Consider the following 24,767-nt stretch of genomic DNA (forward strand, 5'->3'; position numbering starts at 1 on the left):
CTGGTATCAATGAGTTTAAGACGTGTACGGAAGCACCCCAAGCGCATTTTTGAGTCGTTGGTTAGTATGTGATTAACCTTTGTTATCGTTGATATAGAAGTGTTTATCATCGATTCGTATATGGACAGTAAATGTCTAATTCGTTGCCTTTTCGTTGCTATCCGTTGCTTTTTCGTTTTAAAAATTAGAGACAGTGAACTTTGGCAGATACATATTATATAATTTTCATTAATTTAAAATAGAAAAATTATACGACACAAAAAAGGCGCTCACTCCAATTACGGAATGAGCGCCTAAATTATCAGCAAAACTAGTTATTCAATTTTTATTTCATTTTCCCATTTTCATCAAACGTGTATTGCTTATCGTCAATCGTCTGCGTGCCGGTTTGCATCACACCATTGTCGTCAAAGTGATACCACAGTGGTGCCTGTGGTCGTGATACCCATCCCGTTGACATTGAGCCATCATCATTGAAGAAGTACCACTGATTATCCAGCTGCAGCCAGCCTTGCTGCATAATGCCGTTCGTTGGACTGAGATAGTACCACTTGCCGTCGATTTCTCGCCAACCAGTTAACATACGACCGTGATCATCAAACAAGTACCAGTGATCATTGTACTGTGACCAGCCTGTTTGCATGACGGCATGAGCACCTAGTAGATACCAGTTGCCAGCGTCATTAAGCCAACCCCATTGCATCGTCCCGTTTGACCGGTCACTAAAGTACCAGTTCCCGTCATCGTTGATCCAACCAGTTTGCAAATCCCCGTTAGTAGGATTCAAGTAATACCACTGGTTATTCGTAAACTGCCAACCGGTTAACATCGCGCCAAACGTGCCATCGTGTTGGTCGTTCAACAGATACCATTTGCCGTTAATATAATGCCAACCGGTCTGTAACCAACCAGAACCATCAAACAGATACCATGTACCGTCAATCTGTGACCATCCTGTAGGGTATGAACCGTCAGCGTTTTGATACCACCAGCCTTGTGATCCATTAACCCACTTACCTGCTGTCTGTGTCTGACCAGAAGTAAGTAGACCGCTAAAATCATATGAAGCGTCAACTGACATGCCACTGAAGTTATCCGTATATTGCCACGCTTCGGCATCATCAACACCGGGTTGCGATGTGCCATAAGAAGCCGGCCAGATATGCTTAGCGGTCAGCTGACTCTTTGCTAACCGGCCTTCTTTGAACCACGAAGCAGGACCATACGTCCAATTGATGTCAGCTCCATAACCAGCGTCAATCATCTGTTGTGTGAACAGATTAACCGCAATCATTGGATTCCAAACCAGTGACGGATCTTCAACGTCATTCAAGATATTGATAGGATCACCACTAATTCCCATAGATTTGATGTTAGCAATCAACCACTGCGCTTCATTCGGTTGGCCGGTAAAGTAATGGTAAACGTGTACCTGCAGACCAGCTGCTTGAGCATTGTTGTATTGGTTAACGAACTTAGGATTAACGTACCAGCTACCTTGCGTCAATTTGATAATTACGGCTTTAGAGCCTTTGGCGGCCAGTGCTTGAAAGAACGCTAAATCGTCGCGTTGAAAAACGGCTACATCATTGAACAGATTGGCCATTAGTTGTCGCCCCACTTTCAGGTGCATTCGAAGTTAATGGGCTCACTGGTGCTTGACTAACGTTGCTGCCAACGTTGTTGGGATTCAATTCAGCCGGTGCACTCGTAGCCACGCTTTCAGCCACTGAAACGTCTCCACTTTGAGCTGCAGCCATTTGAGATGCGGCCACAGTAGACTGCTGTTCGTAGGCTGACTGGGCGTTGGCAAGTGCTGGCGCATTTGTTTGTGCAAAGCCTTGAAATGACCGTTCAACCGTGTCAGCAATTCTTTGTGTATCAACGTTGATACCCTTAGCCAGTAATGCAGAGTTAACTCGCTTAACAGCTTCGGCTTTCTTGTCAGCACCAGTAGCAGCCAGATTGACTGATAGGCCACGTACAGCAGTGTCTGCTAGAGTAATCAATAACTCCTCAACTTGTTTGGCCTTAGAAGCATTCTGTGTCGCAATCCACTGATGGACTGCTGGCGACAATAAGCCAAAATAAAGCCATGAAAAAAGCCCGGTGACTACACCGAGCGTTACTAGATCATTCCAAAAATTACTGTTCATTATTATTTCTCTCCTTTAGGTATGCAATGCCAACAGAGGCGTCACCGCCAATGCGTTTGACCTCGTCGACCATTTCACGAATGACGGCAGTAGCCTTGACCAAGTTTTCATTTGATTGTTTCGTTTGAGCAGTCGCATCACTAAGTCTTTCAGTTGCTTCAGTCAGTTTTGCATTCATGGCAAGGTTCTGTTCAATCGCCTTACTTAATTGTTCTGCCATGTCTGGGTATGATTCGATGTTGGCTACTTTAACATTGCTCTTGTTCACTAGCCATTGAGCACTAATCGTTGCAATTGCGGTTACAACAGCAGTAATTAACGCAATAGTAATTTCATTCACGCTTATCACCGCCGTTTACCAATTTGATTTCATTTTCTAACATCTTGCCATGAAACGTTGGCTTGATGTAATTCACAAATATTCTGATGCAGACAATAATACTGATGCCAGTCATCCAACCTAACATGCCCACTTGAATATCATGCCAAACAAAAGCCACAGCAAACAGTGTCCATACAAATTGAAGACTACCGACCATAACTTGACGGGCACAGAACCTGTGTAGGTCCCAGATGCCAACAATCAGTGCGAAAATTCCAATTGCTGTTAGAATCATCGGTACCCACGGATCATCTAGGTGGCCGAACATGCTGTCAATCCACAGATGATCATGAGCCGCAAATGAATTTTGAAAGTATTCAAGATACCAAGCCATCCACAGGGTTTCGGTGCCTTGTTCAATCCAAAAATGATTCTTGAAAAATCTGACTAGCACACAGCCTCACCCCTTTCACTCAGCTAATTGCCTTGAATAATCTCAGTACGTTCAGCATCGGTGATCCATTTGATGCTAACTGCGGTGGCCAACATTGCGTCATTCCAAACGGTTGGCGCTGATTCGTGCCACAACTTCACTAATTCGAACATTTGACTATGCATGAGCTACTTCCTCCTTTGGTTGTGCGGCTAATGCTTGTGCGATTTGTGCACCGAGCAAGGCCTGTTGTTGTGTTCCTGCGTCTACTTTCTGATCTAAGGCGGCCACTTGAGCTGCCAGTAGCGCCGTTGCATCAGGAGCTGCGGCGTGTTCCGGTTCATCAGTCCACTCTTGCTTATCAGTATCAAAATAAGGGTGTTGACCGTCAGCAATTGGCTCAACTGAAGTTGTTAATTGCGCTGCTGTTACGTTGGCCTTTTTGATACAGTTAACAAAGTGATGATTATTGTCTAGTAAAATTACTTCATCATTATTTAATAGCATTATTTGTCCCTCTTTACTTTTTCCAAATTGTTCTGAAGTTAATCATTAGTCGATTTGTACCGATGCTATCAGTCATTGGCACGTCGCTGTATGGATAAATGTAAAATGTGTGATTTCTAGCAAAAACATGGCAGCCAATGCCATTAATAAATTCTGAATAAACTCCATTGCCAGCGGAAAAAGAATCAATTAATAAGTTCTGAGGGACTGTGAATATTTGCATAATAGCGTCGGCTTTCAATGCTTGTGTAAAGTAAATTTCCACTGATACGCTCGTGTCGGCGTACTGGTCCGTTTCTAAGCTAATAATTTCCGGTGTGTTGTCGTTGTCAAAAACAGCATTTCCTGATAGAAGAATGTCTGACTGGCCATAAAAAGTAAGCTTTCTAGCTTTGTTAAAATTGTTCCAGTCGCTAAGTTTTCCACCATCGGGAGTATTAAAGTCAGGCGCAATAACAACTTGATCACCATTATTTTTGACTACGTTTTGTGCTTTTGCATCGGTGTCAGCTTGTTTAGCTGCTACTAAGGCTTGATTGGCTACGTCCTTAGCTGTTTGTGCAAGCGTGTTAGCTGAATCAAATTTTTCGATGCCTTGCTGTGCAACACTATCAACACCTTGCAAGAACGCTGCGGCTTCATAATTTGTCATGCTTGAGCTATCTTGAATAACTTCAAAGATAACCGGAATTGAACTGATTACGTTGCCACTACCATCAACCAATCGTAAGTAACAGCCTTGAGTTAAGCCAACTGCTTGATACACATTGGCTGGTGCGGTAATTGAAAACAGCCCCAAATTGACGTTAATCGGATTCCAATTTCCTGCAATCTGAATGGTGTTACCTTTTGCGTCTTTACCAACAATTTGCGGCTGTAAACCGTCAATACTGTAGGCAACTATGCCAGTTCCTGCTTGATTATCTTGAACTGTCTTAATCCGTGCCGTGCGTGTATCACCTTGACGGCCATTTAACTGGTTAATCTGAATAACTTTTGTGTCATCGTTGAAATTCATGTCAATGACTTCGAAGTTCCCGTTGTAACCTGCTGGTACAATTGTGCGTCCTGCTGAATCTTGTGCCATTTTTTAACTTCCTTCCATTTGTGCATAAAAAGGACTGCCACTACAGTCCTACATCAATAATTGTTTGATTTAACTTGTCTAATCGTTGTTCAATTTTAGTAACTAGGCGGTTATACATCTTTACCCATTCTGCATCAATCAGCAATGCGTGGGGCACCATGCTCATGTTCAAGGTCTCATCAGCCTGTGCCACGTTGTATTGACTAACATACTTGCCAACCGTGTTAAGCGCCTCAAACGCGACTTTAAAGGCAGCCAACATTTGCAGTCGAAAATCGCGGTCGAGCTTATCCGAAGTGATTAATGGTACCTGTTCAACTGAAAACTGTGAGCTACCATAGTTATCTGCAACCGTTCCGTTAATACTAAGCAATGTATCGTTAATCGCCGTTAAGGTCTGATTAATAACCGGTTTTAAATAAGCGGCATTGTCAATTCGAAACAAGTAATTGTACCTAATGTTAGCAATGTCGAGCATTAGCCCTGCATGCCTTATTTGAAATGGATCAACATTAACACTGCTTAGCACTTGGTAATTGCCATAAGTCAGAAAGTCCGGTGACTCGATTGGCTTCATAGCCTCTCCTAAATGTCCCGCCGAATGCCAGGCCGTCTTGGGATCATTTGAAGCACCAAATGGGTCAAGCAATAGGCGGGGGCCAAGTTCATCACTTAAAAATAACTCTGGGCCTTCAAACGCGTAGCTATTCTTGTCTTCATTGATATTGGCAGGTTGCGTAGTATATGGGCCTAACATCTCGGTCGCCGTGGCATAGTGTAATGAGCTTGTGCCATCGGTTTTGTTATCATCAAAAAACAGATGATACTTTCCGTTGAAATAAGTCAGGTTACCATCAATCGTACTTAGACTAATGATGTCACCAGTCAACTGACGTTCAGTGCCTTCAACTGGGCCAACTGCTGGATCGAAGTCGGCTACATACAGGTTCATTGTCCATTGATCATCAGTCCCCTCTGGATTGCCAGCATAGAGCACCCGTACTATTCCTCGATTGTCCGTGAAGAACTCCGGTGCCCAACAATAATTGTGCAACTTCCATGACCAACTCCAATTCATATCGTCATAGTGAACGAAGTCAGTTGTCCGCAATAAACCAGTTGTAAAAATAATGTAGTACGTGTCACCTATCTTTACTATAGATGGGTCGCGCACTTGATGGTCTGGGTACGCCGTTGGTAACTGACGCCATGTCATTCCGTCGTTGCTAAGCATCATACGTAATCGGCCACCCCATGTCCCCCACAAATCTTGACGTTCTTTGAAAGCGGCCATGACATACTTGTAGGACTGCATGATCTCCAAGGGCGTCCTTGGATTGTGGATAAACTCTGCCACTCTTTGACCCATCAAATCATAAGTAGCCTGCGTTGGATGAATCACACCATCGCCCAATGTGGTGGCATGATTAGCAGCAGTGATAATCGGGTCAAGACGCCAATCAAGTACATTGATCCCGTACGAAACATACACATTAGTTAGTTCATCAATGAGTTCATTTTCAGTGTAGTTTGAATTTTTAACCGTGTTCTGATTAGGCACCCCAGCAAAAACAGGTGTTGGTAGAATCCCAAACACTTGTATGTTCGGTGCTTTTGCCAGCAACGTTTCTAACGCAACAGCCAGTTGCTTAGTGATCGTATCAAGACTATCAGAAATATCGTCGAAATCGTTCACACCATACCCGATTGATACTGCATCATAGGGCGTGAAGTCAACTGATCGAATGTTTGGCAGCAAGTCCGAATCACGATCGCCAACTATTTGACCACCACCCCAGCCCCAGTTTTTGACGGAAATGTTTAATTCCTTACCAATCCAGTATGACATTGGGTGAGCAACACCTTTGGTGCCGTCCCATCCTTGGGTGATCGAATCCCCCAGCATAATGAGTGAGCTAACCATCAACCTTCAACCTTCTTCCATGTCACTTTCCCATCGTTATCAATCGTTGGCGCCCATATGCTACCATCTGGTGATGTTAGCCGATTGGCCTTATTCACCATCTGCTGAATATCTGGCTTGGCAGCTTGGATTGCATCAGCTAAGTCTTTCTGATCTATCGGTTTCCACCGGTTTAATATTTCTGCCTTTGTTTTGATACACCCACCCCCTAACCGACTAAATATGTGATGACACCGCTTAGATAACTGTTTGAATCATAGCTTTGACCAGCAGCAGGTGCGTCAATATTAAAACTGCCATCTGTTTCCAAAGAATATCTTACATTTCCACCACGTGAATAATTACCCCATATTGGCACGCCTAGTGCATATTCAGGCGGTATGTTGAACGCGTTTCCCGTTGCAATATGATCAATATAGAATTCAATCGTAACGACCTGCCCCAAAACACGGTAACGCACCCCGCCATATTGTTTTTCTGGCGTGTTATTCGGATAACTACTGCCATCAACACTAATCCAACCTGTATCGTCGTTCAAAATCTTGTTAATTGGTGGCAAATACATATCTAGATCAACATACTCCGAATATAACGCAACTTTCTGGCTCATACCATGTGAACTTGCTATCCCAACCCGACCGTACTTACCAATGTCAGATGCATCAATCAGATCATCAAGCTTAAGTGTGAAATCCGTACCTGTAATGTCCTTAGTCACACTCTTGTCAGCAGTTCGCTTGTCTGTGTAAAAGAACACCTTTAGTGTGCCGGATTGTCCCGTAAAGTCACGATACAGTAAATGATATTTACCGTCAGATTTGGGACTAACAATCTCATACGAGTAGCCAGGTGAATAGTTTTGTAATGCTGTTTCAGGCGTCCCGTCATCATTGATACTTAAGTTTGGTGCTTGAGCTGTGAACTGGTTGATGGGAATGACATCCCCACCCAAACGACCTAGATCACCGTCTTTACCAACATCACCCTTGTCGGCCATCTTCTGCCAGTTCGAGCTTTTGTCAGGCTCATCACTCAGCGTATTGTTAGTCGACATATAACTGGCCCCTTGATAAAACACGACGCTCATGCGTTCATACTGCGTTGTGGCACTCCATGTGCCATTCAGCGTTGGGAACACCTTGCCAATGTCCGCCATTAAAATGTCACCTCCGTAATCAAATGTCCTTTCTCATCTTCTCTGAAACTTATCTTCGTTAAATACAAATTCATCATGGCACCAGTTATCGTGCTGTCGGTCGTTGGTGTGGTCTCATAGTCCAGATGCCCCGTAGTAAAATTAGGTGTCACCTTTAACCCTTCCATGAGTATCTGCATCGCAAAATTACTGTCAATTGCTGGTAATCGACCGTCAATAGCAGTCTGAACAGTAGCAATCGTCGCAAACGTGGCTTTCGCTTCGTCTTTAGTAAAGCTGTCGCCGACGTTGGCCTTATTGCCTAACTGAGTAAGCAATCGTTGAATGATGGTATTGCTACCGTTATAAGCGTCTTGCAATTCCTTGATAGTGTCTAATGCCGCGTTGACATCCCCGCCATAAATCTTATCTTGCAGGTCACCAATCGCTTTGACGATTGCGGCGTTTACTTCATCCTTGGTGAACACTTTATTCGGGTCGAACTTGTTCAAGCCATTGATGGCAACACTTACTTCACCCTTAGTCGCAAACTTGGCATCTTCCTCGCTTTTAAGATAACTGTCACCTACATTCGCCTTATTACTTAATTGTGTAAGTAAGCCCGCTAAAACAGAGTGATCACCACTCAAGGCATCAGACAGCTCTTTCAACTGAGCTATGGCCTTTGCGTAATCGCCATTCAAGAACGTGGATAAAGAATTCTGAACCGATTGGCTAACGTAGTTGTTAACCTCGTCTTTTGTGTAGACAGTATTCGGGTCAAAAGTTGGCAGGTCAGTTTTCATCGCAAATTTAGTGAAGTCTGGTAGCTCACTTTTTACTACATAACCTGCCAGTGACGCTTGCGTCAGATAGCCACTCAAGTTAGGCTTTTGAATGCCAGCAATGGCCGCGTCCAGTGCGGGCTTATCGACCAAGCCATCAGGTTTACCAACAACGGCATCCCAAGCAGTAATCGGCCAGTAAACCGTCCCGTCAGCTTCCTGTAAATAGCGCTTATGAGTTTGGTTGGTACTGGACATCACTTACACCTCCATCAATCGTTTTTAAACCCGGAAAATGTTCTTCATTGACACGAATGTTGTTCGCAATCGCAGTCAGATTAGTTATCTGGTTATCGTGGTCACGTACTCGATTACTCAACGTTAACGAAATACTACGTAACGCTGCTGACGTGTTGTCTAGCGTAATCGTTGGCATCGACGCTGGGTTATACGGATTCTGGGTAATTCCTGTCACCGTAACCTCACGTTCCAGTCCGATGCTAGGTGCACGTAAATACCAGCCATCCCCTTTATTGATTACAGTTCGACTGAGATACTGCATCGTCAATTGCAATGTTGGTTCGGTCTGTAACGTCGACTGAACATACTGTTGCATTGACCCTTGGTCGGTAAATCGTTCATCAGACATAGCTGGTCCACGATGCAGACCATACTTGTTGATACTGTCTTGATTGGAAAACAAAAACTTAACCTGGTAGTTACCCTTGGTTAAGTCATTGTTTGAAGAACTATTCTCGTTATCAACTGGCTTACCATAGCACCAGCACTGGTTAATCAAGTTACTTGAGTCCGTTGACAGATGAACCGCGTCCGTATTGCCACCATAAACAAACATGTTGTTGGTCTCATGACGAAACGTGTCACGTGAATAAAAGTGAATATGCAGATTGTCTGGCACCATAACAGCACCAAACTTGTCTAGATAACTCGTCAAGAATTCGAGAAACGAGGTGTTCCCCAAGTTCTCAATTTGTACTGACTGAAAACTACCGTCATAATCAACCGTCACACCCTGATCATTGCCATTCACAAATTGACTGCAAACATCTTGAAACGAATAGGTCAGCGTACCAGCATTGATATCCTCTTTACGAACATTCTTTAGCACATCATACATAATGTGAACAGCCTTGACCTGATTAGTGAGGATACCGGCATCAACAGCTGGACTAGCCTGTTTAATGACGTATTGTTGCCCACCATAAACAATCATGTTTTGCGTTTGTAATAAATTGAAAGCAGACGTGTACCCTGGCAACAATCGTGCTGTCAACGATAACTCCATCGACTGGTTCAGCGACCAAGCATCCTGAAATGAATCGTGTGCGTCATTAATGTTCAATCGTTCCTCGCTATTACCATTACGTTCACGCACCACCAATGAAGGATAACTAAACATAATAGAACGGCGTATCGAAACTAACAGTGCCATCAGTACAACCAGTCAAGGTGAACTGATTAGCACCACGCTGTAATGAGATGATGCCGTGATTCGTATCAATCCCAGATTGTTGACCATTGATGAATGGATTTACACCAGCCAGTTTGAGTTCATCCCCTGTGCTTACTTGACGATTACACGTGAACGTTTGCCCTGTCGTCTGATTAGTCAGCGATGGCTTACCATTCGCATGAATCGTGATCACTAACGGGTGCTGTTTAATATCGGGTTCAATCATAATGTCGCCAAAATTCATCACAGTAAAACTATCTGTGTTGAACGTATACTGTGGCACACTACCAGTCATCTCAATACCTTGGCCTAACGCCCAGATTGGTGAGTCAAAATCATTTATCTGTTGCGTCGTTCCCAACGTTTGACCAACCCCAGCAGAGTTGTTGAACGTCACAGTGGCATAGAAATCCTTGTCGTTGGGATACGTTGGCTTGAACGTCTTGGCTTTCACTTTAAACTTCAAACCAGCATGATTAGCAAACGTAATCCAATACTCATCACGGGCGTACAGAAAACGTTCTAGTGCTTGATAACCTAGCGACTGGTCGTTTTCATCTTCGCCAAAAGCATAGAACTGTGTCACAATGTCCCGTTGATCATAACGGGAAGCCATCAACGTTTGACCGTCTTGTTGACCGATTACTTGATACGTTTCAGCTGGCGTTAAATCAGGTAGTACAGCATCATACATATAAACGTTCTTCAAATCAGGAACATCAAAGCATGACACCCAGTTCACACCGTCCGTGCTGATAGCATACTCAACTGGATTGAATGGTAACTTGTTGTCGGTCTCACTGAACCGATAAGCATGTGGTTTATTGGTACTTTGCGAAAACACTTGCACGATACGCGCCTCCTTTCTTTTATGATAAAATTAGGCCATCAAACAAAGCGAGGTAATGATGATGCCATTATTCGGTAAAAGTGACAACAAACCTAAACTAATTGAAACTGTTGGGCCAGTGCCAGAAGGATATCATTCTGAAAGTATACTAATTTCAGAAGAAATAACTGCTTCCGGCATTGGAGCACAGTTAAAAGTTCTAAAAGACCTGCAAAGTAAATGCCGGGAAAGAAATTTAGACGGCTTCGCAAATTTGAAATTCACTGCCGCGGGAGCTGAAACAGGAGCAAAAATAACCGTTTTTGGCTATGCAGATGGCATCAAACAAAACTAAAGACACCCCAGCGGGTGCCTTTTTATTATGCTTGACCTTGCGCTTCGGCCATTCGATAACGACCAGCGCTTAAACGCTCAGTCGTCTTAGTGACCTTTTCGCCATCCAGGTATGTGTCATCATTCTTATCACGAATTTCAGTCAGCCGTTCAATAATGGTATCTAACAACTTGGTTGATATACCTGAATGACTTTCATCTGATTGAGCGCTAGCAGTGTTAACTTGCATACCTGTTGCAGATGGTGTGGTTGCGTTGCGTAATTGTGGCTGTTCTTGTACCGTCCGTTCATAAGCTTCATTGATGAGCTGCATGGCATTACCCATCCGAGGGTTAACCACGAACTCATCCCCATGTTCAGCGATTGGCGCCAATTGAGGGGTAGTCGGATGACCACCAGTCCACCAACCATGACCCTGACCGATATAGTTCCATGTCCCCATAGCGTCCAAACGACGAATGGCGGCAATGATCTGATCAAGTCCGCTCTTGATGTTGGTGTGACCACCGATAGCCCACTGTCCGAATGTCTGGGGTATGAATTGCAGTAACCCTTGTGCAGGATTACCGTTCGCCATATTTACATCCCAAACTTTTTGAACAATATTGTTATCCCCACCAGATTCAGTAGCGATTTGAGACAGCAAATGACCAATCTGCGAACCAGAAAGCGGTGCATGATGCAAAATATCAGTTGCTTGGCCAATAACTGAACGCCAACGATCAACTGCTGGCCCTGATGGTCCATTAGTATTCTCGGACTCAATTTTTTTCTGAGTTTGGCTCAGCATGTCTTTGAATTTATCGACTGCAACGGAAGCAAGTTTATCGATTGTGCCCGTGGCTAAGTCACCAAAGCTAGCAGCTCCTTTGAACAGTCCATCAGTCGCTTTATGCAAGACCTTTGAGATATTACCTAGCGGGTCTTTCATAAATTTTTCAACAGCGTCAGCCTTGTCGCCAATCCATGAACCGATGTCAGACAGTTTACCCTTTGTCCAATCAATGGCGTCACCAACAATCCCACCATCAGCATAGTGTTGGACACCGGCTGAATGCATGATGTTAGCCGTCTCATCCCCATTGTAGATACGAGTACCAACTGGTAGCGGCATAACAGCGTTACGTTGATGAGACATCTTCAATTCTCCGGTAGGCAACTGTAATAGCTCTTTCCAGTTCTGACCAGCTCCATCGTTAATCATGGACAAGCGAGTATGAACCACACCACCCTGAGCGAACTTAACCGGCTTCAAGTGATGAATGCTGGTCTCATGTCCGGTAAAGAACTTCCAAACTGTATCAATGGCATCAACACCAGCGTTAATAACGTTTAAGACACCGTTAATGCCATCTTGTGCTGCACCCTTGATGCCTTTCCAAATGCCGCTAAAGAAGTCGCCTAATCCTGACCACATTGAACGCCAAACAGTGTTGATGGCGTCAAGAACATGACTGATAACATCAAGAATCGTGCTCATGAAACCATGAATAGCTCCAGAGATACCGTTCCAAATATCGGTGTAATAGGCTTTAATGTCACCCCAGACTTTATTCCAACGTCCATGGATGATATCTGACACTAATTTAATGATGTCAGCAATCGCATTCATCGCACCAAGAACGAGTGGTTTCATCACAGCCCATGCCATTTTTAGGATAACAACGATAGCATTCCAAACAGCACGCCATGAGCCCTCGATGACCTTAAGCGCACCAGAGATGACACTCTTAATGACTGCCATACCAAGGTCAACAATTGGTTTCATGATTGCCCAAACAACTTTGAGATAGGTCGAAACCAACCCCCAGCCAATCTTCCAAACATCAACAATCAAATCAATGCCCAGTTGAATGGCAGAGCTAATAATCTTCATACCAACGGAGACAACGGGTTCAATCTGTTTCCAAACACTTTGAACGGCTTTAACCACTTCATTGAAGAACGGTCCAAAGGTCTTTCGAACCCAGCTAATTGCATCCCCCAACCACTTAACTGCATCTTTGTAGAACTGTTTAATTGAATCCACAATCCCATTCACAAAATTTCTGAATTTAGCATTGTGTTTATACAGCTCGACCAAGGCAATCACAATAGTTGAAATAGCTGTAATCCAAATCGTAAATGGAACAGCCTTTAATGCGGACCCAAAAGCTGGAAAGATTTTACCTGTTGAGTTTAATGTGTCGCCAAACGCTGCAATTGACTTCTGTGCGGTAGAGAATGCAGCCGTTTTTTCAAAAGCCTTCTGCAAGTCTTGAAAGCCGCTTATAAATCCCGTAATTTTCTTCACCGCAAAGGCGGCTACCAGAATCTTGCCGAACTCTTGAATGGCACTTTTGTGTTTCAAGATTGCATCCAAAGCTGATTCAATCTGTTTCAGTGGGTCACCAGACTTCTTAGCGCTATCACTGACCAAACCAAACGCACTTGCAATATCTTTAACGATGCCACTGACCGTTGACCAAATCGATTTTGCCAGAATAACTACAATTTGGGTCAGATCTTGGATAATCCCATTAATGTCTTTTTGATGCGCAGCAATATAGCTAATCACATTAGCTGCTTGCGTAGCCATGTATGACAAGCCTTCGCCAACTGAATGAGCCAGAGCCGTCATATCTTTGGACTGTAATAGGTTTCGAACAGATTCTAGACCTGATGTTTTAGTATCAACTAGCGGTTGCATAAGTGTTGATTTAACACCCATCCATCCGCCTTTAATTTGTGCCATGACCCCTTCGCCGGTTTTACCAAAATCAGCAAATGTTTGGCTAGAATAGGCACCAATCTTAGCAATTGCTTGAGTAAATTGATCAGCTGAGATGCTGCCGTCGGCGACTGCTTTCTTTAATTGGTCTTGGCTCATATTCAAAGCTGAAGCTAATTGCTTAGGTAAGGCCGGAGCTTGCGCAGTCATCCGAGCAAAGGCCATACTCGTTAACTTTCCCTGTGATTCTATTCGTTTAAATGAACCAGTTAATCCATCGGCGGTCTCAGAGCCCTTGCCAGAGGCAACCGCCAAAGCTGTAACACCACGTGTTAAGTTTTCGGTTAAGCCTGCCGAACCCGTAAATCCGTAGAATTGTTTCTGAATATTCTTAATGTCTCCAGCAGCAAATCCACTCTCATTACGCAATTCAACCATGTTGTTGGATAAGTCTTTAATTTGGTCTTTAGGTACACCCATTGCCGACCATGCACGAGTAGTCTGTTCACCGGCCTCAGCTAACTCAAGACCACTCTTGGCTGACTCAACAATCTTGCTCCCTAACGTCATGACTCCAGTACTAATCATTGAACCAACAAAAGTACCCGTTAATACATCTTTTAAACGACTGCCAGATTTACTGGCTTCAGACGTTGCTGTATTAACCCGTTTAATTGGCTCCGTCACTTCATCGGTAACTTTTAGATTGGTATTGTGGGTAGTTGGGACATCCCCGATATCCTTCTTGAAATCTAGAATCTTGTTAGCTTCAGTAGTGGCATTGACCTTAACTAAAGTGTCTTTCGGCAAATCTTTAATATTTGTTTCGAGCTGTTTAGCACGGTCAAGCGCTTCACTGGTGTTAGCAGTAACTTCAAGTTTCGTATCTTTAGGAATGCTGGTCATTTGGGATTGTAACGCCTTAGCGTCTGTTACAACCTTGTTGATGGATTCTGAACCGGATGTGCCTAACATCTTGTAGGCATCTTCTAGAACTTTCGTTGGACTCACAGATCCATTTACTAAGTTACTAGCGTCGGTTAGCATCTGTTTGACACGGGTTAATGGACTGGTGACGTCATCAACGAATGACCACCGAACCTTTTGGTCAACTACATAATCGGCACTCACTTGCTGTCACCTCCGTGCATTAACTGATAAAGCATCATGTTTTGGTCGTTACGAGCCTTCTGTTGCTTGATAAAGTATGGGTCAAACTGCTGTTTAATCTTGGCTTCCTGCCGCTTCAAATTCTCTGTAATTTGTTGTTCGTAATCTTGATTCTTCTCACCGTCCGCTAGCAGGACAGGCCGAGTAAAACTAGCAGCTTGCTTTTGCGCATACAAATCATCAATTCGAGCCAGTAACGCACCTTTTAACATGGTGTTATATTCATGAACCGTCATATCGTAAAAGACATTAACGTCCGTCACGCCGATATAACGACGGGCACCTTCTAGCCAATTTGAGAGGTCGTTGTCTCCGCTGCCGATGCTTCCTGTGGTGCCGTCATCTTGTCGAAGGCGTTCTCGCTGTCGTTGATTTGATCCAGACCGACTTGATAGCCCGTCTTCTGGTTGGCCGCTGCCGCTGTATCGTTGTCGGCCAATGCGTCTAACTGTGCTTGCAAGATGGTCCGCAATTGTTCGTTGCGTTTCTTCCAAGCTTTGGCCTTGATCTTGAAAAAACCACTGTTGTTTAATGCATTGACTGCATCACGGAAAGCCGCATCCTCCGAGTCGTTGTCTTTAAATACTTGGTCGTCCAGTGCATCAAATAAGTCATCGTCACTTGGGTGGTCACCAGCTAAGGCAGCTTCATAAAATGACAGTAAAGCATCGGGGTCGGATTGAACCAAACCCGTAATCAAGTTGCTAAAGCCTGACTTGTCATTGTCATCCCCAAGCTTTTTACCTAAGACTGACCGAAATCGAAAGTTAATCCGTGGTGTGAGTGATTTACCGTTAATGTTTAGTGCTTGCATGATTTAAAAATCCTTTCCTGTTTAGAAGTTACTTACCAGTTGTGGAAGAACCAGTTGTCGAGCCCGTTGAACCAGTGTTTGATGTATTACCAGCTGGTTGTGATTCATCTGGCAATTGAGTTGTCGCACTGTTATCACCAACATCTTGGCCATGACTAAATGCGTAAAGCGCTTGACTCATGACATCAAATGACCCGTCAGCTAAATCGCCTTCTTTAATTCGTGCGGGTGTACTGTTATCACCTTCCGTGTCTACAGCTTCGCCCTGAACTTCAAATGTCGTGTTGGATTGTGTAATCGCACCAACACCTTCTGTAATTGGCAACTGTGGTACTAGGCACTGTGAGTATTCAGCCTCTGCTGTACGATTAGGCGTTGTTCCCTGTAGCGTGTTAAAGTCCACCTTCCAAAGATGAATAACTTCGCCTTTAGACCAAGCGTCATTCAATTCGTGATATAGTCCATCATTTTGTGTGTAGACCAAGTTCACGACTCGCTGTTGTGTCTTAGCACCAACGGCTTTCAGAGTGACCGTCTTAGTCTGCACATTAGTGGCCGTCCGTGTGTTAGTACCAGAGCTGGCACCTTGTAACCCTAAAACTTCTGGTTTACGTGACTTCGGCCAACTATCACGCTTGTAAAAGTAAATAATCTTATCCGCAAATTTAGGACTGATAACTTCAGTCGTTGCTCCAATTCCTGATGGCATATTTCTGCCCCTTTCTAAAATAAAAAGACGCCTAAGCGTCTCAGTTAATAACTAACTTGATAGTCCACTAGTATCGGCACATGAAAAAGTGTCCGGTCTTCTAGTGAATTATCAGTGATGATCCGACTTGAATAATGTGTTGCTTTAAATGGGTAGTTCAACCCAGTAAGCGACTTCAAACGGTCAGTAACAACCTGTTGCAAGTTGAGTGCATCTCCGTAGGAATCATGATCAACATACAAGTCAGCAGTCAACGTGATTTGGTTTTGACTAACATACTTCAATTGGCTGACATCAACACTATCAGCAAGACTTAAATCAACTTGTGGAAAATGCAGATTGTCGTCATCGTCACTAGGCAATAGAACTAACACATCAACGCCCTTTAATGCTTGCTGTGCGCTTAGTATCAAGTCCACGGCTGGATAGATAGCTTCCATGTTAAGCCTCCTCACTGGCCTGTTTGAGAGCCTTGTGGGCAGTTTCATTTAGATTGCTCCCGATTGCATCCCCAGCAGGTTTCATGAAAGGTTCAGCTGCCATCTTCTTCGTACCAAACTCGACTGCCTGACCGTACTCATAGCCTTTCTTTGACATGGCTTGCGGTGCAATTTCAGTTTGCATCCCGTTTGAGCTGTCGTGTGCTTCGATACTGCGCATTAAGTTCCCAGTTGGTACATAACCGGACTTCTTACCACCGACGTTAGCGCGTTCAATCTCACGTGCTTTACCCTGAGTGGCAACACCAGCGTCATGAATGACCTTTTTTGCATTCGTGTCCATCGCAAATTGCAAGCGTTGAAGACGTGCGACGCCTTCACCAGAACCAACTGATGCCATTGTGTGCATCAAATTCTTAATCGGACCCGACCAGTCGTCAGTCATCCGATAACGAACTGTCGGAATGTGTTCATTGTTAGTTGCCACTTAGATCACCTCCGACTATTTGCTTATCGACGACGATATAAAAGTCAGTCTTGTGTTGATGATGAGCGATTTTAGTAATGGCGTAGTTAGGTTCAAACGACTTGCTGTCCATTCCTGACAGACCGATTCGTTCTGCTAAGTGTTCACCAGATACTCGAACAATGCGAGCATCCGCATAAACTTTACCGAATGCTGTCATCTGTCGTTGGTCGCCCATTTGATTAATACGTGCATCAGCAATGGTTTCAATTAACTTCGGCGTTTTCTTACGGTTCAATGAACCAGTGGGCGTTGATGACTGGTTGCTGAGTAGATAAATTTTTTCAATCCTCAATCCCAAGTCACCACCGATCCAAGTCGATTAGCACCAGACTGATTGTCCACATACTTGTTCAACAATGTGGCAAATGGCTTCATGTCATCATCTGAAAACGTGAAGGACAAGCCTTCTTCTGATGTAGCGGTCGTGCCCTCTGCACCTTCCTGAACAAATTTGGCAGCGGCCATCTTACGAATAACGCCGTCGAGTTGTGTTGGTACATCCACGTTGTTGATGAAGATGCCAATAGCGTCTAACGCATCCCCAATATACAGAGTTAACTTTGCATCAAGTTCAGTGTCACTATCCTTCAGGTCACGCATCAACTTCACGCCGGCAAGTAAACTCTCGATACGAGCCTTTCGTTCATCATCAGTCATAGTGCACCTCCGCTAACTACTTGCCTGAACCGGACGTTGTGCTACCTGTTGAGCCAGATGTATCTGTTGCTGGTGTTGCACCGGCAGTCGTGTCCAAGATAAAGACAGAATCAGCTTGTTCAAACGATGGTAAGGACATCATGGAAACTTTAGTTTCAACGTTTACTGGGTCAGCTTTCGTCATAGTCGTAACCGCAACACCAGTATCAACGATACGAACTTGTGCAGCAGATGAAGCCAACAGGTCAGCCTCTTCAGGCGTTGTCCCAAAGTGGGTTTCACCAAGGTCAACGGCTGGCATAAAGATTGCTTTACCATCTGGGATAAACTTCGTGAACTTGCCATCAGTACCCACGTAACCCTTGTCGTAGATGGCGAAGTCCAAACCATATTCATCTGAGATGTAGCTCATAATAGCGGACTTAGGTAACACAACGTTTGTCTTACTTGCAGCATTAGCTAACAAAGTAGACTTGATTGAGTCATTGCTTGCCAACGTGTTCCATGTTGCACGGTTCATCAAGACACGACTAATCGTGGCACCAGTCTTATTCGCAATCTGGTCAGTAATACGAGTGAAGTCATCGAATGGATTGCCTTTTGCATCCCCCCAAGCAACCTTTGAAGCACCGATATTTTCTTCTGGCATGTCATAATCAATTGTCATATCTACACCATTGCCAGAAACATGTGCGACACCAGTCGTTAAGGCTTCCATCCGAATCATTTCACGACGTAATGCGGCACCCTGAATCAGCTCAACATCGTCGTCAAAGATGTGGGCAATAATCGTGTCACGTAATGTTTGATCAGCACTGTTACCCAACATCAGTAATTGTTGACGTAACTTTTCATCCACATACTTAGATTCTTTAAAGAATGCCAAGTCTTGGGTTAGTTTGGTCAGTCCTTTACGGCCACGTGGTACAACGTTTGAATCAAAGCTAGATGGTGCTAATGCAACTGGCGCGCCAGAAGCACCCTTTAACCAATCCATCTCCATCCCCACCTGACGAACATTAGGGAATAAAGTTTCACCTAAAAAGGGTTGTTGTTCTTGGGCAATCGTTTCCCAGTACGCTGCAATGTTTGTAGCGTTGACTAAATCAAAAATATTCATAACTGTTTATCCTCCTATTGCCGGTTAAAGAACGTAACTTTACCAGCAAGTGACTTTTTAGCAGCATCTGACACAGTGACGTTCGGAATACGTGCTGTATTCACAAAGCCAAAAATGATCACGGTACCAGTCGAATTACCAGCAGTAACATCAACGTCATGTTCTAAGACACCCTGCGCATTAGTATCTTGACCTGCTGATAACACAGCTTGTGAGTCATCTAAGAATGAAGCTGACCCTCCGACTACTGTTCCAGCAGGAATTACTTTGCGGCCAAAGTTGTCAGCCGTTACACCAGTTGAACCAATCAAAGCAGGCAAGGCCACTTTATGTTGTACGTTTCCCAGAACTTGATTTTCTGAGATGAAATCATGTTTAACTGTCATGAGTTAAACCTCCTTATTTGTTGCCAAAGAAGTCATTTGCTGTCTTCTTCGGATGAGTTGCTTTCGCTAATTTTTGGGCGAATTCAGTGTCGTCATGATTGCTACCATTGTTTACGGATTGACCTGGATTGCGATTGCCTTTCAAACGTTCCTCGACACCTGCTTGAACTGCCTTGTTGAATGCCTTACCGAAGTCCTCAACATGCCGTGAACGTTTGTCAGCGTCGTTGTCGGTTAGCATTTCTGCAAAGTCTTCTGGCAAACTGTTCTTAGCCAATAAGTCACGTGTTGCACTGACTGATTCACGGCGATTCAATTCAGCTTCACGCTTATCCAGTTCGGCTTGGTGTGCCTTTTGGTCGGCTGATTCACGTTGCTCTTCGGTCATCTTGGCACGGCTCTCACCGTCTTTACGAGCTTGCTCCAGTAACCCTGGCAATGATTTGTTTTTGAAGTCATCCATTGCGCTAGAAATTAGGCCACGTACATCTTTACGGCTAAAGGTCTTGTCCGCACCGTCGGAGTCATCCCCACCATTGCCATCTTCATGCTCACCGTCATTATTGTTTGATTGAGTGTTCGACGCGTTGGTGTTGCTGCCCTCACCGTTACCGGCCTGTGCTGGTTCAGCAAAGTACTGTAAATTCATTGGTAATAATCGTGTAAACATAATAAATTCCTCCCGAATACTTTCTAAGTGGTATAACTATCAGCTGTTCTTTTACGCCCGCCGCCGAAGAAAGGGCATAATAAAAGACCGTTCAATCACTGAACAGTCTTAATTCAATCCATAATATTTTGGCATCTTACTAAAATCGACACTGTAATCGTCATCAGTTACTTCAATAATCGTGCACTGACAGTTCGGATGAAACGGTGGCAGCGTCACACCTTCACTAGCTTCATCCATACTGAACTCTTTGCCATCTAATCCTTCGCACTCTTCACAGGTATTGGCCGATAGTGCTGCTTCAATCTTATATCGCTTAACACTGCGTTGTGTGAAGTCATCAACCAGTCGCCGTGAGAATTCACCACTAGATTCTGTTCGTAGAATGCGTTCAGACCGCTTTTCGGATGAATCAAGTTTGGCCGCAATCTCCTTACGAAAGTCCTGTGGCTTGTAATGATTCTTCAACACATCATCAACCTGATCGTCTAGCTGTCGCATTAACGCGGATTTTTCTTTATAGATACGATCTTGCCATGACGTACCCTGCCACCCTGGGTGATGGTCACCCACAATCTTGCGCACTGCATGTTCGGTCTTAGAACGTGAATAGACGGGCTTGTTGGGTTGTGGGTTAACTTCTGGTGCTCGGTCAACATGGTCTAGGTTATCCTGGACAATTTGTTTTTCGCCGAGTGCCAATTGAACCAAAATCAGGTTAACCTTTTGCTTGGCAACATCCCCGTATGTCTTCATACGTTCATCACGAAACGTTTGATTTACAAAAGGTCGTTCATCCATGGCCGCATTCACAGCTACCTTAGCAATATCGTCCATCAGCTCTTGTATCTGAGACTTTGGAGCAGGTGACGACCAATTAACCTCATCAGCAATAAACTCGCTCAAAGCGTTAGTTATGTCGTTACTGGCAGTGCTGAACAAATCAGCCAGTTCAGTGACACGTTTGTCGTTCTCACCGTAGACTTGTTTGGCAAGCTTCAACACATCTTTACGTTCCACTACTTACCACCACCCTGTTGCTTTCGCTGATTAGCAATTGCTTGCAAGATGGCTGTTTGCTTGTCTTGTTCAACGGACTGTACACCAGTTGGTTCAGGATTGGTTTCATCCCCGTTACCGTCCGATTCTGCCGTCATGCTATCTGATTCTGATGGTTTCCCAAAGCTGTCAGGATAATCACCCGGCATTGTGACTCTCGGTTCAGAATCGGCTTGTGCGTCCATCCGTGACTGCTCTTCATCGGGATCGATACCAGTAACTGGTTGCGCCATCTCCCACAGCGTTTGTTGACTGAAATCACCAGTCTGTGACAGCTTTTGTACATTACCGACAATCTCTGAATCATTCTTCGGCAGGTTAGGCGTGAAGACCGGCGTGATGTTCTCAATCAAGTCAGCGCTCTTAATCTTGCCTAGCGTGTACCAATAGTTTCCCAGTAAACGTAAGCGACGCATAAGACCACGTGCATACAGCTCTTGTTGGGTCGCTCGTTCTTGGTCGCTACCCCACAGTTTGTAAGACATCGCCACACCAGACGCATTACTAGCAAAGTTTTCATCTGCCACATTCGGTGAATTCGTAAACTTATGCATGTTATCAGACAAGGTCTTCACATAAGCGTTCCAAGTGTCAATCGGCAGCTCTTTCGTCAAATACTCTGCTTTAGGTGGAACGACTGTGTTACCACCCGTACCGTTTTGAACTTGTGCAGGTTTCAACCACATATATCTGCTTAACGAATCAATATCAGGATGTACTTTTGGTTTTCCATTTTCATCAGTACCAAAGTCAAATTCACCCGAAATAACTAACGTTGCGTTGCTAAAGTCTTCTTCGCTGTTCGCCATTTCAGAGATTGCTTTGTCATAGGCATCGAAGTTATCCATTTCACCTTCCCAGTCACCCAACCGCTCGTCATTGTTGACGTACTCAGTCACTGGCACAGCACCGAAGTAATGTTCTTCAAGGCTATCTTTTTGTTGCGGATCAAAGGTTAATTGCGAGTTTGGATAACCGGTTGGTTGATAGTGAATGATGTGGTCAGCCGTATAGACATCGACATACCACAATGGCGTCTCATCGTCTTCTACATAGTAATAATGCACAGCAAACAGTGAATGCTGTTCAGGGTCCGTGTCATAGACAACAAATGCTTCACTAGGATCTAACGCCATGACGTAAGGGTCGTTAGTATCCTTATTGACATAACTCAACTCGTAAGCACGTCCAGTCACTGACAGGTTCTTTTTCATGACCTTTTCGTGGTAGGCTTCGTTCGTCCGTTTATCAAAACTTTCAACAACCTGGTTAACTGCATCCCTGTCAGTATCATTCTGATTGGAGTCATCGTTGTACTGAAAACGGATTGGATTACCAAAGGTATACCCAACCCGCATGTTTGTAATATATTTCGGCATCTCATTAGCAATCCGGTTATCCGCACGGTTAATTGCCTTGCCTGAATTCCAAAACTTAATGTCATTAGCACCAATATAGTAACGTTGCATAGCCAAAATACGCTTTAGTTGATGTGTGTAGTGACGATTAATAAATCGACTCACGACATCCCCTAAAGCGTCTGGATCATCTTTTACTTGTGCAAACTTATTGGCATCAATCTTAAACGTTCGGTTGGCATCTTGGTCAAACCGTGGACCATTTAACATCTTCACGTCTGCATTCTTGGGGTAAAACGACCAAGGTTGCATCGTAGATGGTGCATTCGTATCATTTGCCATAATTCACCTAGATTCCTAAATTTCTTAATGCGGCGGCCTGTTGTGCATGACTCACCGTGTTTGGTTTGATTCGGTCAATATCGTTGTTCAACGCATAAGCAGTTGAATCAATCGTGTGGTCATTACCATCTGGATACCCGGCCTTAAAGTTGCCATTGCTATCCCGTGCTAGCTCATAGCCACTAAACTCCCGTGCAGCATTCGGGCAGCGAATCGGGTCAATCACAATTTGTCGTAAGTCCTGTAACCACTTGTAGTTATGGTCACGTGAACCTGGCCCTTTGATTGCACCGACAACGTTCAAACCCAAGTCGTTAAACTCTGCAATTGTTCTTGGTTCACGGTCAGAGATAATCTGGTCGTTCATCGGATTTAACTTTTGAATGGCGGCAACTGCTTCACGGTTCGTCATCCCCACCTGATAAATCTCATTGTAGATATACAAAACTCTACGTGTTGGGTCATAATTCTCCAACATATAGGCAATTGGGTCATGTGCGAATCCGTAGTCTAGTCCCTGCTTAACATGGTCGAAATTAGCAATCTCATCATCAGATATTTCACGTAAATCCAAATTTGTAAATACTTCAGCACCCGTACCAGTGACTTCGCCAAGATATTCGTGATCATAAGCCTTTGGATTGTCCTTTTTAAGCTGTTCAGCATCCGCTATGAACTCTTTACCCAACCACTTAGGATTCACGGACAAGTAGTCTGAACTATGCACCAGCGTGTCTTTACGAAACTTCTCGTGTGTTACTGCCTGATTGACCCAGTTATTTTGGCTTGCCGGTGGATTGTAGGTGTAAAACGTAATAATTCCCGAACCGCCACGGTTAAGCGATTGGTTAATACTCCGGATTTCAGACGTTCCTACAAATTCATCAGCTTCTTCGTAATGCTTATACTTAGTAAACCCATGACGAAACTTCTGTGACTTAATCTTCTTTGGCTTGTCAGCACCCTTAAACCGTATTTGCTGACCAGTGGGGATGTACGTTAGTTGCAATGGACTTGTTGACGTTGCCCACAAGTGACTAACCTCTAATGCGTCGATAGCCCACAGATACTGGTCATAAACGGACTCGCGCATGGTACCGAAAACTTTACGTAACACAACGGCGTTGGCATCAGGATCAACCATTAAGCCAAGCACAATCTCCAATGAGACAAATGATGACTTAGTTGAACCACGTCCACCTTTCAACCAGTAATTTGAATGTTTGTGATGCTTAACGTCCTGATGCAATCCATAAAAAGAAGGCGCGATAAGTTGGCTTAGTTTAGCCATCCCCATCATCGCCTTGTTTTGGGATATCATCAGTGATCGTCACTGGACCAACACGTGCATTGATTTCCTGACGCTCAGTAAACAACTTGTAGTACTTACCCAAATCCTCTAACGCCTGAAGCTGGGAGCCTGTGTCCGGAGCTACTGTGGTCTCGGTATCGTACTCAATCACAGGATTACCGTCGTCATCATGTTTTGTCTTATCAATCCGCCTAAACACAGTAGTGGTTGGTGTGCCACGAGCAATGTTAGTCAGTCGTTCAATGACCTCTTCTTGACTCATTTTCTCGTTCAATTTGAGTTCATTGAGGCGAGTGGAGAGATACTCCGACACGTTAACATTGGTTAACAGACGACTAGCAGCCGCACGCTGCGTTGCATTCGTTTTTGCCGCATATCCAGCCTTACGATATGCGTCGGCTGCGTTCAAGGTTTGCAAATACTCGTCTGCAAACTTTTGCTGCTTTTCAGTTAATTTCGCCATAATATCTCACCACACTTTCTA

General features: G+C 44.2%; 28 protein-coding genes. 1 reads left to right on the top strand and 27 read right to left on the bottom strand.

Annotated features, from left to right (window positions below; translation table 11 throughout):
- Positions 1-325: 325 nt before the first annotated feature.
- The 12 genes from ABUE36_RS10665 to ABUE36_RS10720 form a co-directional block, all read right to left on the bottom strand.
- Positions 326-1,606, bottom strand: coding sequence for a GH25 family lysozyme (locus ABUE36_RS10665; protein ID WP_421016688.1), 1,281 nt, complete (start codon positions 1,604-1,606; stop codon positions 326-328).
- Complete coding sequence (locus ABUE36_RS10670; protein ID WP_421016689.1) at positions 1,587-2,156, bottom strand: phage holin, LLH family; 570 nt, start codon at positions 2,154-2,156, stop codon at positions 1,587-1,589. The genes ABUE36_RS10665 and ABUE36_RS10670 overlap by 20 nt, the downstream gene beginning before the upstream one ends.
- A complete protein-coding gene (locus ABUE36_RS10675; protein ID WP_421016690.1) occupies positions 2,146-2,496 on the bottom strand; it encodes a hypothetical protein in 351 nt (116 codons plus the stop codon). The genes ABUE36_RS10670 and ABUE36_RS10675 overlap by 11 nt, the downstream gene beginning before the upstream one ends.
- A complete protein-coding gene (locus ABUE36_RS10680) occupies positions 2,489-2,932 on the bottom strand; it encodes a hypothetical protein (RefSeq protein WP_421016691.1) in 444 nt (147 codons plus the stop codon). The genes ABUE36_RS10675 and ABUE36_RS10680 overlap by 8 nt, the downstream gene beginning before the upstream one ends.
- Positions 2,933-2,955: 23 nt before the next feature.
- Positions 2,956-3,096: a hypothetical protein gene (locus ABUE36_RS10685; RefSeq protein WP_421016692.1), complete on the bottom strand. Its 141-nt coding sequence runs from the start codon at positions 3,094-3,096 to the stop codon at positions 2,956-2,958.
- The gene (locus ABUE36_RS10690) at positions 3,089-3,418 is read right to left on the bottom strand and encodes a hypothetical protein (protein ID WP_421016693.1); all 330 of its coding nucleotides are present in this window, start codon (positions 3,416-3,418) and stop codon (positions 3,089-3,091) included. Before ABUE36_RS10690 ends, ABUE36_RS10685 begins: the two co-directional genes overlap by 8 nt.
- 13 nt (positions 3,419-3,431) lie before the next feature.
- Positions 3,432-4,505, bottom strand: coding sequence for a hypothetical protein (locus ABUE36_RS10695; RefSeq protein ID WP_421016694.1), 1,074 nt, complete (start codon positions 4,503-4,505; stop codon positions 3,432-3,434).
- Positions 4,506-4,545: 40 nt separating this feature from the next.
- Positions 4,546-6,429 (bottom strand): GDSL-type esterase/lipase family protein, encoded by a 1,884-nt coding sequence (locus ABUE36_RS10700; RefSeq protein WP_421017483.1) that lies wholly within the window; start codon positions 6,427-6,429, stop codon positions 4,546-4,548.
- 208 nt (positions 6,430-6,637) lie between these two features.
- A complete protein-coding gene (locus tag ABUE36_RS10705; RefSeq protein ID WP_421016695.1) occupies positions 6,638-7,585 on the bottom strand; it encodes a hypothetical protein in 948 nt (315 codons plus the stop codon).
- Positions 7,585-8,607: a hypothetical protein gene (locus ABUE36_RS10710; protein ID WP_421016696.1), complete on the bottom strand. Its 1,023-nt coding sequence runs from the start codon at positions 8,605-8,607 to the stop codon at positions 7,585-7,587. The genes ABUE36_RS10705 and ABUE36_RS10710 overlap by 1 nt, the downstream gene beginning before the upstream one ends.
- The gene (locus tag ABUE36_RS10715) at positions 8,582-9,802 is read right to left on the bottom strand and encodes a phage tail protein (protein ID WP_421016697.1); all 1,221 of its coding nucleotides are present in this window, start codon (positions 9,800-9,802) and stop codon (positions 8,582-8,584) included. Before ABUE36_RS10715 ends, ABUE36_RS10710 begins: the two co-directional genes overlap by 26 nt.
- Positions 9,762-10,673 carry a phage tail domain-containing protein gene (locus ABUE36_RS10720; protein ID WP_421016698.1) on the bottom strand — a complete coding sequence of 304 codons (912 nt, stop codon included), beginning with the start codon at positions 10,671-10,673 and terminating at the stop codon, positions 9,762-9,764. Before ABUE36_RS10720 ends, ABUE36_RS10715 begins: the two co-directional genes overlap by 41 nt.
- Positions 10,674-10,728: 55 nt before the next feature.
- On the opposite strand from ABUE36_RS10720, the gene ABUE36_RS10725 reads away from it, so the two are divergent.
- Positions 10,729-11,007 (top strand): hypothetical protein, encoded by a 279-nt coding sequence (locus ABUE36_RS10725; RefSeq protein WP_178942774.1) that lies wholly within the window; start codon positions 10,729-10,731, stop codon positions 11,005-11,007.
- A 25-nt stretch (positions 11,008-11,032) separates the two neighbouring features.
- On the opposite strand, the gene ABUE36_RS10730 is transcribed toward ABUE36_RS10725, so the two are convergent.
- From ABUE36_RS10730 to ABUE36_RS10800, 15 genes are all read right to left on the bottom strand, one after another.
- Positions 11,033-14,848 carry a tape measure protein gene (locus ABUE36_RS10730; RefSeq protein WP_421016699.1) on the bottom strand — a complete coding sequence of 1,272 codons (3,816 nt, stop codon included), beginning with the start codon at positions 14,846-14,848 and terminating at the stop codon, positions 11,033-11,035.
- Complete coding sequence (locus tag ABUE36_RS10735; protein WP_178942776.1) at positions 14,845-15,150, bottom strand: hypothetical protein; 306 nt, start codon at positions 15,148-15,150, stop codon at positions 14,845-14,847. The genes ABUE36_RS10730 and ABUE36_RS10735 overlap by 4 nt, the downstream gene beginning before the upstream one ends.
- A 23-nt stretch (positions 15,151-15,173) precedes the next feature.
- Positions 15,174-15,701: a tail assembly chaperone gene (locus tag ABUE36_RS10740; RefSeq protein WP_421016700.1), complete on the bottom strand. Its 528-nt coding sequence runs from the start codon at positions 15,699-15,701 to the stop codon at positions 15,174-15,176.
- 28 nt (positions 15,702-15,729) lie between these two features.
- Positions 15,730-16,410: a hypothetical protein gene (locus tag ABUE36_RS10745; RefSeq protein WP_421016701.1), complete on the bottom strand. Its 681-nt coding sequence runs from the start codon at positions 16,408-16,410 to the stop codon at positions 15,730-15,732.
- A gap of 44 nt (positions 16,411-16,454) precedes the next feature.
- Complete coding sequence (locus ABUE36_RS10750) at positions 16,455-16,850, bottom strand: hypothetical protein (protein WP_421016702.1); 396 nt, start codon at positions 16,848-16,850, stop codon at positions 16,455-16,457.
- A 1-nt stretch (position 16,851) separates the two neighbouring features.
- Positions 16,852-17,337, bottom strand: coding sequence for a hypothetical protein (locus ABUE36_RS10755; protein WP_178942780.1), 486 nt, complete (start codon positions 17,335-17,337; stop codon positions 16,852-16,854).
- The gene (locus ABUE36_RS10760; RefSeq protein ID WP_421016703.1) at positions 17,327-17,671 is read right to left on the bottom strand and encodes a hypothetical protein; all 345 of its coding nucleotides are present in this window, start codon (positions 17,669-17,671) and stop codon (positions 17,327-17,329) included. Before ABUE36_RS10760 ends, ABUE36_RS10755 begins: the two co-directional genes overlap by 11 nt.
- The gene (locus ABUE36_RS10765) at positions 17,668-18,036 is read right to left on the bottom strand and encodes a phage head-tail connector protein (protein ID WP_421016704.1); all 369 of its coding nucleotides are present in this window, start codon (positions 18,034-18,036) and stop codon (positions 17,668-17,670) included. The genes ABUE36_RS10760 and ABUE36_RS10765 overlap by 4 nt, the downstream gene beginning before the upstream one ends.
- 16 nt (positions 18,037-18,052) lie before the next feature.
- The gene (locus tag ABUE36_RS10770; protein ID WP_421016705.1) at positions 18,053-19,156 is read right to left on the bottom strand and encodes a major capsid protein; all 1,104 of its coding nucleotides are present in this window, start codon (positions 19,154-19,156) and stop codon (positions 18,053-18,055) included.
- A gap of 14 nt (positions 19,157-19,170) precedes the next feature.
- Positions 19,171-19,542, bottom strand: coding sequence for a hypothetical protein (locus tag ABUE36_RS10775; RefSeq protein WP_421016706.1), 372 nt, complete (start codon positions 19,540-19,542; stop codon positions 19,171-19,173).
- Positions 19,543-19,555: 13 nt separating this feature from the next.
- The gene (locus ABUE36_RS10780; protein WP_421016707.1) at positions 19,556-20,212 is read right to left on the bottom strand and encodes a DUF4355 domain-containing protein; all 657 of its coding nucleotides are present in this window, start codon (positions 20,210-20,212) and stop codon (positions 19,556-19,558) included.
- A gap of 108 nt (positions 20,213-20,320) precedes the next feature.
- Positions 20,321-21,232 (bottom strand): minor capsid protein, encoded by a 912-nt coding sequence (locus tag ABUE36_RS10785; RefSeq protein WP_421016708.1) that lies wholly within the window; start codon positions 21,230-21,232, stop codon positions 20,321-20,323.
- A complete protein-coding gene (locus ABUE36_RS10790; protein WP_421016709.1) occupies positions 21,232-22,971 on the bottom strand; it encodes a phage portal protein in 1,740 nt (579 codons plus the stop codon). The genes ABUE36_RS10785 and ABUE36_RS10790 overlap by 1 nt, the downstream gene beginning before the upstream one ends.
- 7 nt (positions 22,972-22,978) lie before the next feature.
- Positions 22,979-24,262 (bottom strand): PBSX family phage terminase large subunit, encoded by a 1,284-nt coding sequence (locus ABUE36_RS10795; RefSeq protein WP_421016710.1) that lies wholly within the window; start codon positions 24,260-24,262, stop codon positions 22,979-22,981.
- Positions 24,255-24,746 carry a terminase small subunit gene (locus ABUE36_RS10800; RefSeq protein ID WP_178942790.1) on the bottom strand — a complete coding sequence of 164 codons (492 nt, stop codon included), beginning with the start codon at positions 24,744-24,746 and terminating at the stop codon, positions 24,255-24,257. Before ABUE36_RS10800 ends, ABUE36_RS10795 begins: the two co-directional genes overlap by 8 nt.
- Positions 24,747-24,767: the final 21 nt, after the last annotated feature.

Origin of the sequence: Furfurilactobacillus cerevisiae, from assembly GCF_048961765.1 — a bacterium.
Taxonomy (GTDB): Bacteria; Bacillota; Bacilli; order Lactobacillales; family Lactobacillaceae; genus Furfurilactobacillus; species Furfurilactobacillus milii_A.

Bases quoted from the DNA above. Each gene is read 5' to 3' on its own strand.
- ABUE36_RS10710 (WP_421016696.1), bottom strand. From the start codon at position 8,607: ATGTCCAGTACCAACCAAACTCATAAGCGCTATTTACAGGAAGCTGAC.
- ABUE36_RS10715 (WP_421016697.1), bottom strand. From the start codon at position 9,802: ATGGCACTGTTAGTTTCGATACGCCGTTCTATTATGTTTAGTTATCCT.
- ABUE36_RS10750 (WP_421016702.1), bottom strand. From the start codon at position 16,850: ATGGAAGCTATCTATCCAGCCGTGGACTTGATACTAAGCGCACAGCAA.
- ABUE36_RS10695 (WP_421016694.1), bottom strand. From the start codon at position 4,505: ATGGCACAAGATTCAGCAGGACGCACAATTGTACCAGCAGGTTACAAC.
- ABUE36_RS10690 (WP_421016693.1), bottom strand. From the start codon at position 3,418: ATGCTATTAAATAATGATGAAGTAATTTTACTAGACAATAATCATCAC.
- ABUE36_RS10775 (WP_421016706.1), bottom strand. From the start codon at position 19,542: ATGACAGTTAAACATGATTTCATCTCAGAAAATCAAGTTCTGGGAAAC.
- ABUE36_RS10745 (WP_421016701.1), bottom strand. From the start codon at position 16,410: ATGCCATCAGGAATTGGAGCAACGACTGAAGTTATCAGTCCTAAATTT.
- ABUE36_RS10790 (WP_421016709.1), bottom strand. From the start codon at position 22,971: ATGGCAAATGATACGAATGCACCATCTACGATGCAACCTTGGTCGTTT.
- ABUE36_RS10725 (WP_178942774.1), top strand. From the start codon at position 10,729: ATGATGATGCCATTATTCGGTAAAAGTGACAACAAACCTAAACTAATT.
- ABUE36_RS10765 (WP_421016704.1), bottom strand. From the start codon at position 18,036: ATGACTGATGATGAACGAAAGGCTCGTATCGAGAGTTTACTTGCCGGC.
- ABUE36_RS10780 (WP_421016707.1), bottom strand. From the start codon at position 20,212: ATGTTTACACGATTATTACCAATGAATTTACAGTACTTTGCTGAACCA.
- ABUE36_RS10670 (WP_421016689.1), bottom strand. From the start codon at position 2,156: ATGAACAGTAATTTTTGGAATGATCTAGTAACGCTCGGTGTAGTCACC.
- ABUE36_RS10800 (WP_178942790.1), bottom strand. From the start codon at position 24,746: ATGGCGAAATTAACTGAAAAGCAGCAAAAGTTTGCAGACGAGTATTTG.
- ABUE36_RS10740 (WP_421016700.1), bottom strand. From the start codon at position 15,701: ATGCAAGCACTAAACATTAACGGTAAATCACTCACACCACGGATTAAC.
- ABUE36_RS10770 (WP_421016705.1), bottom strand. From the start codon at position 19,156: ATGAATATTTTTGATTTAGTCAACGCTACAAACATTGCAGCGTACTGG.
- ABUE36_RS10700 (WP_421017483.1), bottom strand. From the start codon at position 6,429: ATGGTTAGCTCACTCATTATGCTGGGGGATTCGATCACCCAAGGATGG.
- ABUE36_RS10665 (WP_421016688.1), bottom strand. From the start codon at position 1,606: ATGGCCAATCTGTTCAATGATGTAGCCGTTTTTCAACGCGACGATTTA.
- ABUE36_RS10795 (WP_421016710.1), bottom strand. From the start codon at position 24,262: ATGGCTAAACTAAGCCAACTTATCGCGCCTTCTTTTTATGGATTGCAT.
- ABUE36_RS10685 (WP_421016692.1), bottom strand. From the start codon at position 3,096: ATGCATAGTCAAATGTTCGAATTAGTGAAGTTGTGGCACGAATCAGCG.
- ABUE36_RS10705 (WP_421016695.1), bottom strand. From the start codon at position 7,585: ATGGCGGACATTGGCAAGGTGTTCCCAACGCTGAATGGCACATGGAGT.